Annotated in this window: 15 protein-coding genes and 1 riboswitch; of the genes, 5 read left to right on the top strand and 10 right to left on the bottom strand. The window is 66.0% G+C overall.

Going from position 1 to position 14,095, the window contains the following annotated elements; genetic code table 11:
- Positions 1-29: 29 nt before the first annotated feature.
- From QZ853_RS19055 to QZ853_RS19045, 3 genes are read right to left on the bottom strand one after another with little or no spacing between them, the layout of a single operon-like run.
- Positions 30-1,022: a fimbrial protein gene (locus QZ853_RS19055; protein WP_295577916.1), complete on the bottom strand. Its 993-nt coding sequence runs from the start codon at positions 1,020-1,022 to the stop codon at positions 30-32.
- A gap of 32 nt (positions 1,023-1,054) precedes the next feature.
- On the bottom strand, positions 1,055-1,558 hold the full coding sequence (locus QZ853_RS19050) for a fimbrial protein (RefSeq protein ID WP_295577913.1): 504 nt from the start codon (positions 1,556-1,558) through the stop codon (positions 1,055-1,057).
- Positions 1,555-4,110, bottom strand: coding sequence for a fimbria/pilus outer membrane usher protein (locus QZ853_RS19045; RefSeq protein WP_295577910.1), 2,556 nt, complete (start codon positions 4,108-4,110; stop codon positions 1,555-1,557). The genes QZ853_RS19050 and QZ853_RS19045 overlap by 4 nt, the downstream gene beginning before the upstream one ends.
- 296 nt (positions 4,111-4,406) lie before the next feature.
- On the opposite strand from QZ853_RS19045, the gene QZ853_RS19040 reads away from it, so the two are divergent.
- From QZ853_RS19040 to QZ853_RS19030, 3 genes are read left to right on the top strand one after another with little or no spacing between them, the layout of a single operon-like run.
- Entirely contained in the window at positions 4,407-4,919 is a 513-nt protein-coding gene (locus QZ853_RS19040) for a fimbrial protein (RefSeq protein ID WP_295577907.1), read from the top strand.
- Between the two features lie 12 nt (positions 4,920-4,931).
- Positions 4,932-5,684: a fimbria/pilus periplasmic chaperone gene (locus tag QZ853_RS19035; RefSeq protein ID WP_345777922.1), complete on the top strand. Its 753-nt coding sequence runs from the start codon at positions 4,932-4,934 to the stop codon at positions 5,682-5,684.
- 45 nt (positions 5,685-5,729) lie between these two features.
- Complete coding sequence (locus QZ853_RS19030) at positions 5,730-6,101, top strand: DUF805 domain-containing protein (RefSeq protein ID WP_295577894.1); 372 nt, start codon at positions 5,730-5,732, stop codon at positions 6,099-6,101.
- 190 nt (positions 6,102-6,291) lie between these two features.
- On the opposite strand, the gene thiL is transcribed toward QZ853_RS19030, so the two are convergent.
- The 5 genes from thiL to QZ853_RS19005 form a co-directional block, all read right to left on the bottom strand.
- Positions 6,292-7,248, bottom strand: coding sequence for a thiamine-phosphate kinase (thiL, locus tag QZ853_RS19025; protein WP_295579006.1), 957 nt, complete (start codon positions 7,246-7,248; stop codon positions 6,292-6,294).
- Positions 7,249-7,466: 218 nt separating this feature from the next.
- The gene (gene nusB / locus QZ853_RS19020; protein ID WP_295577882.1) at positions 7,467-7,946 is read right to left on the bottom strand and encodes a transcription antitermination factor NusB; all 480 of its coding nucleotides are present in this window, start codon (positions 7,944-7,946) and stop codon (positions 7,467-7,469) included.
- Complete coding sequence (gene ribH, locus QZ853_RS19015; RefSeq protein ID WP_010481977.1) at positions 7,943-8,410, bottom strand: 6,7-dimethyl-8-ribityllumazine synthase; 468 nt, start codon at positions 8,408-8,410, stop codon at positions 7,943-7,945. The genes nusB and ribH overlap by 4 nt, the downstream gene beginning before the upstream one ends.
- Positions 8,411-8,562: 152 nt before the next feature.
- On the bottom strand, positions 8,563-9,663 hold the full coding sequence (ribB, locus tag QZ853_RS19010) for a 3,4-dihydroxy-2-butanone-4-phosphate synthase (RefSeq protein WP_295577869.1): 1,101 nt from the start codon (positions 9,661-9,663) through the stop codon (positions 8,563-8,565).
- The gene (locus tag QZ853_RS19005; protein ID WP_295577857.1) at positions 9,660-10,262 is read right to left on the bottom strand and encodes a riboflavin synthase; all 603 of its coding nucleotides are present in this window, start codon (positions 10,260-10,262) and stop codon (positions 9,660-9,662) included. Before QZ853_RS19005 ends, ribB begins: the two co-directional genes overlap by 4 nt.
- 74 nt (positions 10,263-10,336) lie before the next feature.
- Positions 10,337-10,482: riboswitch (FMN riboswitch) on the bottom strand.
- Between the two features lie 187 nt (positions 10,483-10,669).
- Here QZ853_RS19005 and QZ853_RS19000 point away from each other — a divergent pair.
- Positions 10,670-11,290, top strand: a complete 621-nt coding sequence (locus tag QZ853_RS19000; protein ID WP_295577844.1) for a hypothetical protein — start codon at positions 10,670-10,672, stop codon at positions 11,288-11,290.
- Between the two features lie 152 nt (positions 11,291-11,442).
- A complete protein-coding gene (locus tag QZ853_RS18995; protein ID WP_295577833.1) occupies positions 11,443-12,327 on the top strand; it encodes a hypothetical protein in 885 nt (294 codons plus the stop codon).
- An 83-nt stretch (positions 12,328-12,410) separates the two neighbouring features.
- Here the strand turns inward: QZ853_RS18995 and ribD are convergent, their stop codons facing one another.
- Positions 12,411-13,496 (bottom strand): bifunctional diaminohydroxyphosphoribosylaminopyrimidine deaminase/5-amino-6-(5-phosphoribosylamino)uracil reductase RibD, encoded by a 1,086-nt coding sequence (ribD, locus tag QZ853_RS18990; RefSeq protein ID WP_295577830.1) that lies wholly within the window; start codon positions 13,494-13,496, stop codon positions 12,411-12,413.
- A 71-nt stretch (positions 13,497-13,567) separates the two neighbouring features.
- Positions 13,568-14,089, bottom strand: a complete 522-nt coding sequence (nrdR, locus tag QZ853_RS18985; RefSeq protein ID WP_004143350.1) for a transcriptional regulator NrdR — start codon at positions 14,087-14,089, stop codon at positions 13,568-13,570.
- Between the last annotated feature and the right edge of the window lie 6 nt (positions 14,090-14,095).

The following is a 14,095-nucleotide window of genomic DNA, read 5'->3' as shown; positions in this document are numbered from 1 at the left end:
CGTCAACTCAATCGCTTCTGACGCACGGGTCAGTGATAGTCCGCCGTGAGCACCGCCTGCCCTTCCACCACACCGACCTTGAGCGCGCCACCCACACGCGTATAGCGCGCCTGCAGATCGATATGCTGCCAACCAGCACCGCCTGTGCCGTGGGTCCACTGCTGCCCAAGCACCACGGGCACGCCATTGCGCAGCAGCTCCACCTGCACGCCCACTGCGGTGGCGTTGGCGGTAGGCATCAACAGGCTACCGGTGGCCCCCGGTGCGTTGGCATCGGTCAGCGTCAGCCTGACCGGCACACCGGTAGCCTCACACCTCATCTGGACCGGGAAGGTTTCCTCGCGACTGCTGCCGGTTGTGCCCAGTACGTCGGCAGACACATCGGCCAGGGTGAAGCCGGCATCGCTGAGTTGGCAGGTGGGCTGTTTCACGTTCACCGTCACATTCAGTGTGTTGCGAAGCGAGAGCGGAAAGCGGGTGTGCTGCACCACCTCGGTGCCAAGCACTGTCGCGTCAACCGATTGCATGCCGGCACGCTTTACCACGCCCACATGGGGGTAGATCAACATCTGATCGCCGGGACCAACCGCGGCATTGACCGGGGTGCCTGTTCCCTCTGCAGCTGGCACCAGCTCGTAGCCACCAACGACACCCGGGTTGGAGGTCTTCACGTTCACCGGGAAGAAGAACAACGGCGAGGTGGGCCCCAGCTCATAGGTGGTGTAGGTCTTGCCGCGGTAGACCACGCTGGAGACCGGCGTCAGACCCATCGCTTCCAGCGAGACCCGCAGGGGCTGCACCTGGCCGACGTCGCAGTTTGACATCCACTGCGCAGTGGCACTGGCCACGCGCGTCGTGCCGGGTGCATCCGCCGCAAGCATGTCCACAGAGAGATTGATGGTACGCGGAGAATGGGCCTCGGTGCAGGCCAGCGCTGCGCCCGCTGACAGGCACAATACAGCCCCGCCAAGCAACCGCGCGATGGCTCTGGGGCTGACATGGGCATGGAGGTATGAATGCATGAATCACCTGGAGTAGGTCCGAAGAGGGGCGCTTACTTGTAATCCGCCGTCACGGTGATCTGCGCGCTGACATCGCCCGCCTTCAGCAATGTGCCGGCCTTGCGGTAGTAGCCGGTTCGCATGTCCAGCTTACCGGTGGCCGCACCATTCACGGGAACTGTCTTCTTCGCTCCTTTCTGCAGGAACGTGCCGCCGGTGGTGCCATCCAGCAGCGCCACGGCCACACCGGTCGCACCGCTGGCAGCCTGGTTGAGCCAATGCCCGTCCTGTGCGGCATCGGCGGCGCCGTCGAAGGTCAGATCAACGCTGGTCACGCCCACGCAGCCGGTGAAGTTCAGTACCGCTGGCTTCAAGCCATTGTCATGCCCGGTCTTCAGATCGGTGGCATCGATGTCGGCCAGTGTGACCGGCACGTTTGCCATGGTGCACGTGCCAGGCAGCACCTTGCCGGTGACGGTGATGGTGGCCGAATCAGCATGGGCCTGTGTGGCAACGCCGAACATCAGCAGGGCCGCGATAAGATCAGGGGTTCTCATTTGGGAGCTCCAGAAGTTGAAGTAGAAACACCGTCGGCCAGCAGTGCCGGCGGAATGGCCGCACACCGTGCCTGGGCCCAGTACTGGCCGTGCGCATCAGCCACTTCGGGCATGGTGTAGTGCAGGCGGCAGGCCATTCCATCTTCGGTCTGCACGTGCACGAAGCCGGTCGGTTCCAGCCCGCGTAGAGCCACCACACCGCCCTGCCCGACCTGGCCCAACGTGCGGCCATCGGCGTGCATGATCTGCGCGCCATATGCCAGCGGGGTGCCGTCGGCATGGCTGGCGTCGATCAGCCACAGGCGTTCGTTGCGCGACTGGAAGCTGACCTTGACGATGCTGCCGGCGCTGGGTGCCACGCGCTGCGAGCTGGCCTGCACCTCCACATCCAGCGGCAGGTGGGCAGTGTCCAGGTTGATCTGGTTCCAGCGGTACGGACTGGTGTACGGCAGCACCGCATAACCATTGCCGGCTACGGTGACGTTGCGGCCACTGCCCACCGTGGCGCCTTGTGCGCCCTGTGCGTCCACCAACGCAAAGCTGTCGCCCAGCGCCGGGCCGAAGTTGATGCCACCTCCGTGCAGTACCACGCTGCCGGTGGCACCTGCATTGAAGCTGCTGCTGCCGTTGGCACGGCTGTAACCGGCGCTGAGATCAGCACGGCTGCCCTGGTAGCTGGCATAGGCGTTGTAGCCGCTGCCGCCCTGGCCGCGGCTGCCCGACAGGCTGTAGGACAGTGCGCGGTCCTCGCCCAGGTTGCCGTTGATGCCCAGCTGCTGCTGGCTGCCCAGGTGGCTTTCATTGTACGTAGCGGTGGCGCGCGGCGCATTGGAAGTGCGGCCCAGCGGCAGGCTGAGCATGAATGACAGGCGCGTATCGGGCGCGCCGCTGGCCATGCGGTAGCGCGTAGCCGACACGGTGTAGTTGGCGCTGCGGAAGCTGCTGTGGAAGCCCAACTGCAGATCGTTATGCTTGCCCGCGCGGTTCCAGTAGGTCACATGGCCACCGGACAGGTACAACTGGCCGCGCGTACCCACGCGCTGCGAGAAGTTCAACTGGAAGCGCTGGCGGGTACGCATCACGAACGCATTGGCGGCCTGCGGCCGATCGAACGACAGCTGCGAGACATCGGTGAGGGTAAAGAAGCCCTCGGTGCTGTAGCGGTACGCGGCCAGGCCCAGGTTGGTGCCAGTGCGCGCCACGCTGCGCTGGTAATTGAGGCGGTAGCTCCGACCCGATTGTGCCGGCAGGCCAGGCACACTGGTGCGGGCATTGGTGACGTCGGCACCGATGGCACCGACCGGCGTGTTGAAGGCCGCGCCTGCCAGGCCGGCCTGGTAGTGCTCAGCCACCTGCACGCCGCCCAGCAGGGTCATGCGGTTGTTGACGCCGCGCGCGTAGGTGCCTTCGGTGAAGCGCAGCGTCTGCTGATACAGCCCCGTGTTGCGAAGTTCTCCAGCGGTAACGCTGAAGCGCTGGCTACCTTCGCGCAACGCCTGCGGCACGGCGGAGAAAGCGACCGTGAAGCGCTCCTCGCGGCCATCGGCCTCGTTGACGGCCACCTCCAGATCGCCGCTGCCGGCGTTGGGGTACAGATCATCAATGGCGAACGGACCCGGGGCCACCGTGGTTTCGTACAGCACCGCGCCGTTCTGGCGGATGGTGACGCGCGCACTGCTCTGCGCCACGCCACGCACCACCGGGGCGTAACCACGCAGCGAGTCGGGCAGCATGCGTTCATCGGTGGCTACGCGTACGCCGGTAAAGCCCACGCTGTCGAACAGCTCGCCACCGGTGTTGCTCTGGCCAAGGGTGAACTGGCTGTTCCAGCGCGGCAGATCACGCTGCAGGTAGCTGTTGAGCGTACTGAAGTGCGTACCCTGCGCGGTGTGGCTGACGGAGCTGCGGTGGCGCAGTCGCCACGCGCCCAGGTTCACGCCGCTGGTGATGCCGACGTAGCTGTTCTGCTGGCCCTGGCTGCGGTAGTGGTTGACGGTGTAGCCGAAGAACGCGGCGGTGATGCCATGGTCGCGCTGCTCGGGGGCGACGAAGCCGCGTGCCTGGCGCTGCAGCGCCACCTGCGGCAGTGAGATATCCAGCCGCAACTGGCTGTCGTCGTAGTTGACGCGTGCACCGTCGATCACCGCATGCAGATCTACGCATTGTGGGTTTTCAGCGGATTGCACGGCTTCGCGCGCAGCGTCGCTCAGGCCCAGTGCAAGCAGCAGCTGCGCGGGCATGCAGGGCTTGGCAACGTAAGCCGTCTCGGATTCCACAAGCTCGATGTCATCGCGGCGCACGAACTCGCCGTTGACATGGATATCGACGCTGTAGTGACCGGGTTCCACTGGATTACCCATGCTGAAGCGTGCCAGGTCGCCGCTGCCGAAGCCGGTGGCGAAGCCCTCACTGAACTCCACTTCGCCGCCTGGTTGCGCGTGCGCAGGCAGCGTGCCCGCAAACACCAGTGTGGTGCTGATGGCCGCAGCCAGCGCGGTATGTCGCAGGCAGTACTGCGCGGCGCTTTGACAGGGGGAGGAAAACAGGCGCATGGCGTCGACGCGGCCGCAGTGCAGCCCCGGTAGTGTTGGGAGGCGTGCAGACTAGGCCGCGATCGCGCAATCCAATATGCAACTACTTGCAGTTTTCCCGGAATGTAAGCGTTTGCAACAAGTTGTATGGTCCCCGACGGACATCAGGCCGAACATGCGCCGGCAGATAAACGGGCGGGCGTCGTCCCGTGTCGGCAACGGATCTGCCTGCGGGCATCTCGCCCTCTGCCCCGTCCACCCATCGCACAGATGACGGGTGGCGTTCCCGATTCCATCACTTGTTGAAGAGCACACCCATGAAGAACCTGAAGACCCCGATGGCCCTGGCCATCCTGCTGGCCGCTGCCCCGGCAGTTGAAGCGGCCGACCTGACCATCACCGGCGAGATTGTTGAAACCACCTGCGCTGCCACCATCAACGGGGGTGTTGCCGTGGCAATGGGCAAGATGGATCTGGAAGACCTGAAGAGCAATGAGCGTATCGGCCGTCGCGACCTGGACGTGGCCGTGGCGTGCCCGGGCGCCGCCGGCTCGCACGATGTAGCGGTGAAGTTCAGCGGTGCGTCCACGGCGGATGGCGGCCTTGCGCTGACCGCGGCCAGTGACGCCGAAGGCGTGGCGTACAAGATCTATGACAGCACCGATACGCTGCTGAAGATCAACAGCGCGCCAACGCAGTTCGTCACCGTCACCGATACCGCACCGCAGACAGTCAAGCACAGCGTTTGGTACACCAAGACCGGTGCGGCGGCTGACATGGTCGCCGGCAAGGCCAACGCCACCGCGCAGATGGACATCATCTACAAGTAAGCACCCTGCCCGGTGGTGCACTGCCGGGCGGTTCTTCCCCAGGACATTCCCATGAACATTCGCGCATGCGCACTGCTGCTGGCTCTGGGCTGCACAGGCCACGTGCTTCCCGCTACGGCGGCAGTGACACTGCAGGGCACCCGCGTAATCTACGACGGAAGCAAGGGTGCGGTGACGGTGAACGCCAACAACCGCGGTGACAAGGTTTCGCTCGCCCAGGTGTGGCTGGATGATGGCGACGCGAGCGCCAAAGCCGGCAGCCAGAAACTGCCGTTCGTGCTGACGCCAACCACGCGCCGCATCGAGGCTGGCCACGCACAGGCGTTTCGGCTGACGTATGCGCCAATGGCCGGAGCCGCAATGCCCAGCGACCGCGAATCGTTGCTGTACTTCAACCTGCTGGACATCCCGCCGAAGCCCGAAGCAATGGATGGCCAGAACCTGCTGCAGTTCGCCGTCCGCACGCGGGTGAAGCTGTTCTATCGCCCCGCCGGCCTGCCCGGCAATGCGCGCGACGCCGCGGCGGCATTGCAGTGGCGCGTCGAAGGACAGGCATTGCAGGTGTTCAACCCCAGCGTCTACCACGTGACGTTGAGCCGGCTGACGCTGCCCGACGGCAAGGTGATCGAGGTGGACATGGTGGCACCGGGCGAGCGATTGAACCTACCGCTTCCGTCGGGCGCATCTGTGCCGGGAACCCTGAAATTCCAATGGCTGGACGACTACGGCACGGCGCGCGATGCCGAGGCAAAGGTCATCTATTGACGCCGGACAATGGCTCGGCGCCACCAAAAGAGAAAAGCACGCAACATGAAAAAAATGATGATTCCGCTTACCCGCTATACACAGTTCAGCGGGCGCGCCAACCGCAGCGAGTACTGGTGGTTCCAGTTGTTCATCGTGATCGTTTCGATCCCGTCGTACATCCTGAGCTTCTATGCCGGTTACAGCGGTTCGCAGGGCCTCGCCCTGGCATCGACCGGACTGAGCGTGGTGATGTGGCTGGTGTTCGCCTTGCCGTGCATTGCCGCAACCATCCGCCGCCTGCACGATACCGATCGTTCGGGCTGGTGGCTGCTACTGGCGTTCGTGCCGTTTGCCGGCCTGCTGCTGCTGGTGTTCCTGGTACTACCCAGCACGCCGGGCGACAACCGCTTCGGTGCGCCGGTTCCGCACGTGTAACCAGGCCCCGTTGGTAGGTACCGACCTTGGTCGGCACGGTGTTGCCATGCGCGACTGACACATCCATGCCAACCAAGGTTGGCACCTGCCAGAGCAACACCGATGTGCTTTGCTTGGCGCCAGATCCCTTTGCGGCGCAAAGGGATCCTGCCCCCGAAGGTTGGCACCCAGCAGGGCAGTACCGCTGCGGCTACGCGAAGTGCTGGTAACCACCACCGGCGGCTTCACCATCCACATGCACGCCCTGCCCTTCGGCGATGCGGCCGATACGGGTCAGCGGCAGGTCCAGCGATTCGGCGAGGTAATGCAGCGCGTCGCGCTGGTCGGCGGCGGCGGTGAAGCACAACTCGTAATCGTCGCCACCCCGCAGCGCGCATTCGCGGGCGGTTTCGCGGCCCAGCAGCTCGCGCAGCGCGTTCGAGATCGGCAACAGATCGGCATCAACATGGGCAGCCACCGCGCTGCGCGTGGCGATGTGGCCCAGGTCGGCCAGCAGCCCATCAGACACATCCACCGCCGCATGCGCGAACGCACGCAGGCGCAGGCCGAGGGTGACGCGCGGCGTGGGCCGCAGCAGGCGCAGGCGAAGGCTTTCGTAGTCGGCCAGCAGCGTGGCGGTGGTCACGTCCAGCGCGCCCTGCTGCCAAAGCTTCAGTGCACCGGCGGCATCACCGATCGTGCCGCTGACCCAGACATCGTCGCCCACCTGCGCGCGGTCGCGGCGCAGGGCCTGGCCGCGGCCAACCTGGCCCATCGCGGTCACGGTCAGCGACAGCGGGCCACGCGTGGTGTCACCCCCAATCAGTGCGATGTCGTGCTGGTCGGCGAGCGCGAAGAAGCCATCAGCGAAGGCCTCGATCCAGTCTTCGGTGGCTTCCGGCAATGACAACGCCAGCGTGCACCAGGCCGGGCGCGCGCCCATCGCGGCCAGGTCGGACAGGTTCACGGCCAGCGTCTTCCAGCCGATATCGAAGGCCGGGGTTTCCACCGGGAAATGCACGCCGCTGTTGAGCGTGTCGGCGGTGACCACCAGCTGTTCGTTCGGGCGCGGCTGCAGCAGCGCGGCGTCATCACCGATGCCAAGCAGGATGTCGTCGCGCTCGAGGGTGCGGGCGCGGATGCGGTCGATCAGGGCGAATTCGGCCAGGGACATGGGGCGCTCCGGCGGGTTGCATGGATGGGCGGCGGGCGCGAATGCGGGCGGATCGTGCCGATCGGATGGAACCGGCAGGGTAGAGCCGACTGTTAGTCAACTGCCTTTCCATCAGCGGTCGTATCGCCGGATCAAGAGCAGTCGACTAACAGTCGACTCTACCAAAGCAGATTCCCGCGCCGTTCAACGAACGATTCGGGACGCAGGGGGGGTCAGTGGCCCGATTCGACCTTGCGCCATTCCACGGCGGCACGATCCAGCACGCCGTTGACGTAGGTGTGGCCATGCTCGGAACCGAAACGCTTGGCCGATTCGATGGCTTCGTTGATCACCACGCGGTACGGCACGTCCAGGCGATAGCGCAGCTCGTAGCCGGCCAGCCGCAGCACGGCGCGTTCGATCGCGTCCACTTCGTCGATGCCACGGTCCAGGTACGGGGCGAACGCATCGTCGATGTCACGGCGGTTGTCCAGCACGCCATGCACCAGCGCTTCGAAATAGGCCAGATCGGCAATTTCGCGGGCCTGCTCGTGGGCGAACTGGGCGATCAGCGACTGTGCGTTGCCGCCCGAGATCTGCCAGGCGTAGATGGCCTGCACGGCACGGCGTCGCGCGCGCGAGCGCAGCACCGGATCGACACCATCGCGGCGGACGGGTTTACCGGAGGGCTTGCCCTGGGTGTTCTTGTTCATGGCAGCTGCTCCAGAAGGTTGACCATTTCCAATGCGGCGAGTGCGACTTCCTCGCCCTTGTTGCCGTGGCTGCCGCCTGCGCGGGCCTCGGCGTCTTCTACACGTTCCACCGCCAGCACGCCGTTCAGCACCGGCACGCCGAAATCCAGCTGCACGCGCATCAGGCCCTCGGCGCAGCGATCGGCTACGTGCTCGTAGTGGCGGGTGTCGCCACGGATCACACAGCCCAGAGTGAGGATGGCGGCGTGTTCATGGGCAGCGGCCAGGCGCGCGGCGACCAGCGGCAGTTCCCACGCACCCGGCACGCGGATCACGTCGATGTTGGCTTCGGTAATGCCGTTGCCGGCCAGGCTCTGGCGGGCGCCAGCGACCAGCGTGTCGGTGATACGGGCGTTCCAGCGGCTGGCCAGGATGGCGAAGCGCGCCGACTCGGGAGTGCGAAGATCGCCTTCGTAGTGGCTCATATGCGGCTTGGGGATTCGATTAAGGGGTAATTCTAGCGTGGATGGGCCCCGGCCGTGGTTGGCGGGGGCCTGGAGCGGTGCCGACCAACGGTCGGCACCCACCGGAATTGCCGGCCAGCGGCCGGCACTACCGATCCTTGGCGCGGCAGGGGTTACGGGGCCACCGTCTCCACCACTTCCAGGCCGTACCCGGCCAGGCCCACCTGGCGGCGCGGGGTGCCCAGCACGCGCAGCTTGCCCAGGCCCAGGTCGGACAGGATCTGCGCGCCGGCACCGTTGCGGCGCCACTGGCTCACGTCCTTGTCCTTGCCCGGCACCACTGGCGCCGGCTGCTGGCGCAGGCGCGCCAGCAGCGCTTCGCCGTCGCGCGGGGCCTGCAGTACCACCATCACGCCGGCGCCTTCGGCATCGATCGCGCGCAGGGCGTCGGTGGCGGCCACGCCGAAATCATCCCGACGCCAGTGCAGCAGGTCGGCCAGCGGGTTTTCCACCTGCACCCGCACCAGGGTCGGGGTGTCGGCTTCCGGCGTGCCGCGGACCAGCGCGAAATGCAGGTCGTGGGCGATGCGGTCGCGGTAGGTGACCAGCTTGAACGGGCCGAATTCGGTGTCGATCTCGCGCTCATCAACGCGCTCGATGGTCTTCTCGGTGGCCAGGCGGTAGGCGATCAGGTCGGCGATGGAGCCCATCTTCAGGCCGTGCTCGCGTGCGAACACTTCCAGTTCCGGGCGGCGCGCCATGCTGCCGTCCGGGTTCAGGATCTCCACCAGCACGCCGGCCGGTTCCAGACCGGCCAGCATGGCCAGGTCCACGCCGGCCTCGGTGTGGCCGGCGCGGGTCAACACGCCGCCCGGCTGCGCGATCAGCGGGAAGATGTGGCCCGGCTGGTGCAGGTCGGCCGGCTTGGCGTTGGGCTTCACCGCCGTGCGGATGGTGTGCGCACGGTCATGCGCGGAGATGCCGGTGGTGACACCCTCGGCAGCTTCGATGCTGACGGTGAAATTGGTCTGGAACTGCGCGGTATTGGCCTGCACCATCGGCGCCAGGCCGAGATCGGCGGCGCGCGTGCGGGTCAACGGCAGGCACACCAAGCCACGGCCGTGGGTGACCATGAAGTTGATGTCCGATGGCTTGACCAGCTCGGCGGCCATGATCAGGTCGCCTTCGTTCTCGCGGTCTTCGTCATCAACGATGACGACCATGCGGCCCTGGCGGATGTCTTCCAAAATCTCGGGGATCGGGGCGAAATTCATGCGCGGGCTCCTTCACCCAACAACCGCTCGACATACCGAGCGACCAGATCGATTTCAAGATTGACCGCGCTGCCCTCGCCGGTGGCGGAGAACGCTGTATTGGCCACGGTGTGCGGAATCAGCGCGACTTCGAAGCCTTCATCGTCCACTTCGTTGACGGTGAGGCTGACGCCGTCCACGCAGATCGAGCCCTTCTTGGCGATATAGCGGCGCAGCGAGGCGGGCGCAGCAAAGCGCCAGCGCTGGGCGCGTGCATCTTCGTGGATGGACAGGACCTGGCCGAGGCCATCGACGTGGCCGCTGACCAGATGGCCGCCGAGGCGGTCGGTCGGGCGCATGGCGCGCTCCAGGTTGATGACGGCACCCTCGCCCAGCTTGCCCAGCGTGGTCAGGCCCAGGGTCTCGGTGGAGGCATCGGCCTGGAAGCTGTTGGCGTCGAATGCGATGACGGTGAGGCAGACGCCGTTGATGGCAATGCTCTCGCCCATCTGCACGTTGTCGAACGGCAGATTCCCGACATTGAAGGTGAAGCGGACATCGCCGCCGATAGGATCGCGTGCGGCCAGACGGCCGACGCCTTCGATGATTCCAGTAAACAAGAAACGTTCTCCGCAGGATGTGAGCGAAAAACGCCGCAAGGCAAACAGGCACGCACAGGGCATGCGCCCTGTGGCACCGTCTTCTTTCATCCGGACTATGACCGTCGGCTCCGGCATTGGACCGGATCTGCTGACCCCCGGCCGTGGGCCGGGGCGCTCGCGGGCTCGTGCTTGCGCACCTACCGCCGGTGGGGAATTGCACCCCGCCCTGAAGACGTTTGTGTACCGGCGAACCGGCGTAGCCAGTGTAACAGCCCGGGCTGAACGGGGTCGGATGCTACAGCTGTGACGGCCGTCGTTCGCAATTTGTAAAACTTTCATTAAAATTCTGCCCCGGACGACATGATGTCGCCACGGGCAGCCGCAAGGGCAGGCCCGCCAATGGACTGAAATTCACAGGAATTCCCATGCGCAAGATCCTGATCGTGGCCGCCCTGCTGGCCGCCGCCCCGTTCACCGCGTCGGCCGACGCCCTGAGCTACACCTACGTTGAAGGTGGCTGGACGCAGGTCAAGGTTGACGACAACGCACTGGACGACCCGAAGGTCGACGGCGGCTACCTGCGTGGTTCGGTCGCGCTGGCCGAACAGGTCTACGTGTTCGGCGGCTGGTCGCGTACCAGTAAGACCCGCCATTACGGCGAAGATTCGCTGAAGCTGGAACTGAACCAGCCGGAGCTGGGCATTGGTTACCACATGCCGTGGACCGACCGCGTGGACTTCACCGCCGATGCCGCCTGGGTGCGCCAGAACGCCGAATCGACCCTGCGCTATGACGGCGAGCGTTACCACGGCAAGGACCACACCAACCTGGGCCGCGTCACCATGGGTATCCGCGGCAAGCCATCGCGCATGACCGAAGCCTGGGCCAAGGCCGGCTACATGGATGGCGGCAACAACTTCAAGGGCACCTGGGTCGGCACCGTTGGTGGCCAGATCAACTTCACCAAGACCTGGGGCCTGGTGGGCGAGATCTCCGGCTACCGCGACGTCACCCAGTACTCGGTTGGCGTGCGCGCCAGCTTCTGATCCAACGATCGCTTCTCGTCGAGCGATCGAACGGGCCCCGCAAGGGGCCCGTTTTTTGGGCCGGTGTGCAACCGTCATGTGACCGCTGGTCGCCATCGAAAGTACTGCGGGTGCGCTAGGCTTGCGCGCCTCTGGAACAGGAAAACACCGTCATGAAGACCTTCACCCGCACGCTGCTGGCCAGCGCCCTGCTGTGCACCCCGCTGCTGGCCGGCGCCGCACCGGCCCAGCTGACGCCCGAACAGGCCTTCGACCTGTATGCGCGCACCCTGCTGGAAGACGACGCGGCGGCTACGCGCACGCTCAACGATGCGCTGAAACCCGCCTTTGAAGGCCAGGACGCGGTGACCCCGACCCCGGGTGCACTGGCCAAGGCCCTGGCCGAACCGTGGCAGACCGTGCTGGCCAGCGCCGGCGACAAGACCGACACTGCGGCCACCGAAGCGCTGTACGCCAAGGCCCTGCGCGATTCGAAGTGCCGCGCGACCAAGAGCGTGATCGAAGACAACGAATACCTGGAAGACCAGAAGCTGGCGCGGATCACCTTCAGCTGCCAGGTGCCCGACCTGGGCAAGGTGCGCCCGTTGTTCGCCGCCAGCCTGGCCGCCGATGCCAGCCCGGCCTCGCGCAAGCAGTTCACCGATGCCTATACCCAGGCACTGCAGAGTGCCGCGCGCGTGCCGGTCAGCGGCACCTTCACCCTGTACCCGGCCAAGGACAACGGCTACTGGTACAGCGGAAATTTCGATGATTTGGTCGGCACCGTGACCGGTGCGCTGGCACCGTTCGAAGAGTGGATGCAGGACGCGCAGGCGGCCACCGCGCCGAAGGTGACCGGCGTACCGGGCTGCGATCTTCTGTTGCAGCAGCACCGCGCCTGCGTGGCGAAGATCGCGCCGGACCAGCTCAGTGGCGTGGACGCGATGGCCGAGGAACTGAAAGCCAAGGCGCAGGTGAAGTCGGCCAACGAGATGACGCAGGAGTGCAAGGCCCTGCGCCCTATCGCCGAGATGATGTGGACCGACGAATGCGCGTAAGACGCTAAGTGGTGGCGCCGGGCCATGCCCGGCAGTTCCATCCCACGACATGCGCCGGACAATGCCCGGCGCATGTCATTGCGCTACGACCGCAGCAACAAGCGGATGTCCTCACCCACCTGCCGCTGATCCACCACGCGCAGCCGCCGCTGCTGGTCCATCGCATCGATACCGAGGCCAGCCAGCAGCGGCCGACCGTTGTCGCCCAGCAGCGTCGGTGCCTGGTACAGCAGCAACTCATCCACCCAGCCGCCACGCAGCAGTGCGCCGGCCAGGGTCGCGCCGGCTTCGGTATGCACCTCGTTGATGCCACGTTCGGCCAGCAGGGCCAGTACCGCGCCAAGATCCAGGCGTCCATCAACACCGGGCACGCTGGCGAATTCGGCGTCGGCCGCATCCGGTGCGCTTACCGCTGCGCCATGCAGGTACAACGTCGGCGCCCCGCCCTCGCGTACACGGCTGCATTCCAGCGAACGCAGGCGCGAATCGAGCACTACGCGCAGCGGCGGCATCACCTCGGTATCGGCCAGGCGCACGGTCAGCATCGGGTCGTCGGCGAGGACGGTGTCGGCGGCGGTCAGGATCGCGCCGGCGCGGGCGCGCCAGTGCTGCACGTCCTCGCGCGCGGCCGGGCCGGTGATCCATTTGGAGCTGCCATCGGCCATCGCGGTGCGGCCATCGAGGCTGGCCGCCAGCTTCACCCGCAGCCAAGGACGGTTGCGCTCCACGCGTGACAGGAAGCCCTTGTTGAGCTCGCGCGCCTGCGCGGCCATCAGGCCTTCGGCGACCTCGATGCCCGCATTGCGAAGGAGATCGAAGCCACCGCCGTCGACCTTCGGGAACGGGTCGCGCATCGCGGCGACCACGCGCGACACGCCGGCTTCGATCAGCGCCAGCGCGCAGGGTGGCGTGCGCCCGTAGTGCGCGCAGGGTTCCAGGGTGACGTAGGCGGTGGCGCCGCGTGCTTCGCTGCCGGCCTCGCGCAGGGCGAACACTTCGGCATGCGGACCACCGGCGCGCTGGTGCCAGCCCTGCCCGACCACGCGTTCGCCGTGGGCGATCACGCAGCCGACCATCGGGTTGGGGCGGGTGGTGTAAGCGGCGCGCTCGGCCAGGCGCAGCGCGTTGGCCATGTGCAGGTGGTCGAGGACGGAGAACGGGATGCTCATGCCGCCATGGTACCGCCGCCGGTGTGGATGCACGCCATCGGTAGATCCATGCCATGCGTGGATGGAGCCAGTCAGCCCTTCTTCTTCTTGGTCAGGGCAATCACGTCGCCCAGCAGCTGCAGCTGTTCGGTACTGGACGGCAGGTCACGTTCCAGCTTCTCGATCTCCTCGCGGAAATCGGCCACGTCCTCGAAGCTGCGGTACACCGATGCGAAGCGCACATAGCCCACATGATCGAGCTTGCGCAGTTCGTTCATCACGAACTCGCCGACCTTGATCGAAGGCACTTCGCGCTCGCCGCTGATGCGCAGCTGGTGAACCACCGCGCGCACCGCCGCCTCGATCTTGTCTTCGGCCACGGCACGCTTCTGCAGCGCGCGGTCGAAGCCCGCCCGCACCTTGCGCTGGTCGAACGCCTCGCGGGTGCCGTCGCTCTTGACGATGGCCGGCAGCTTCAGTTCAACCGTTTCCATGGTGCTGAAGCGCTCGCCGCACGCCTCGCACTCACGCCGACGACGGATCGTCGCGCCGTCTTCAGAGACGCGCGAGTCAATGACCCGGGTATCGGCATGTTGGCAGAAGGGGCAATGCATGGAACG

The organism is uncultured Stenotrophomonas sp., from assembly GCF_913778665.1.
GTDB lineage: Bacteria > Pseudomonadota > Gammaproteobacteria > Xanthomonadales > Xanthomonadaceae > Stenotrophomonas.
This window is presented reverse-complemented; position numbering and strand designations above follow the sequence as displayed.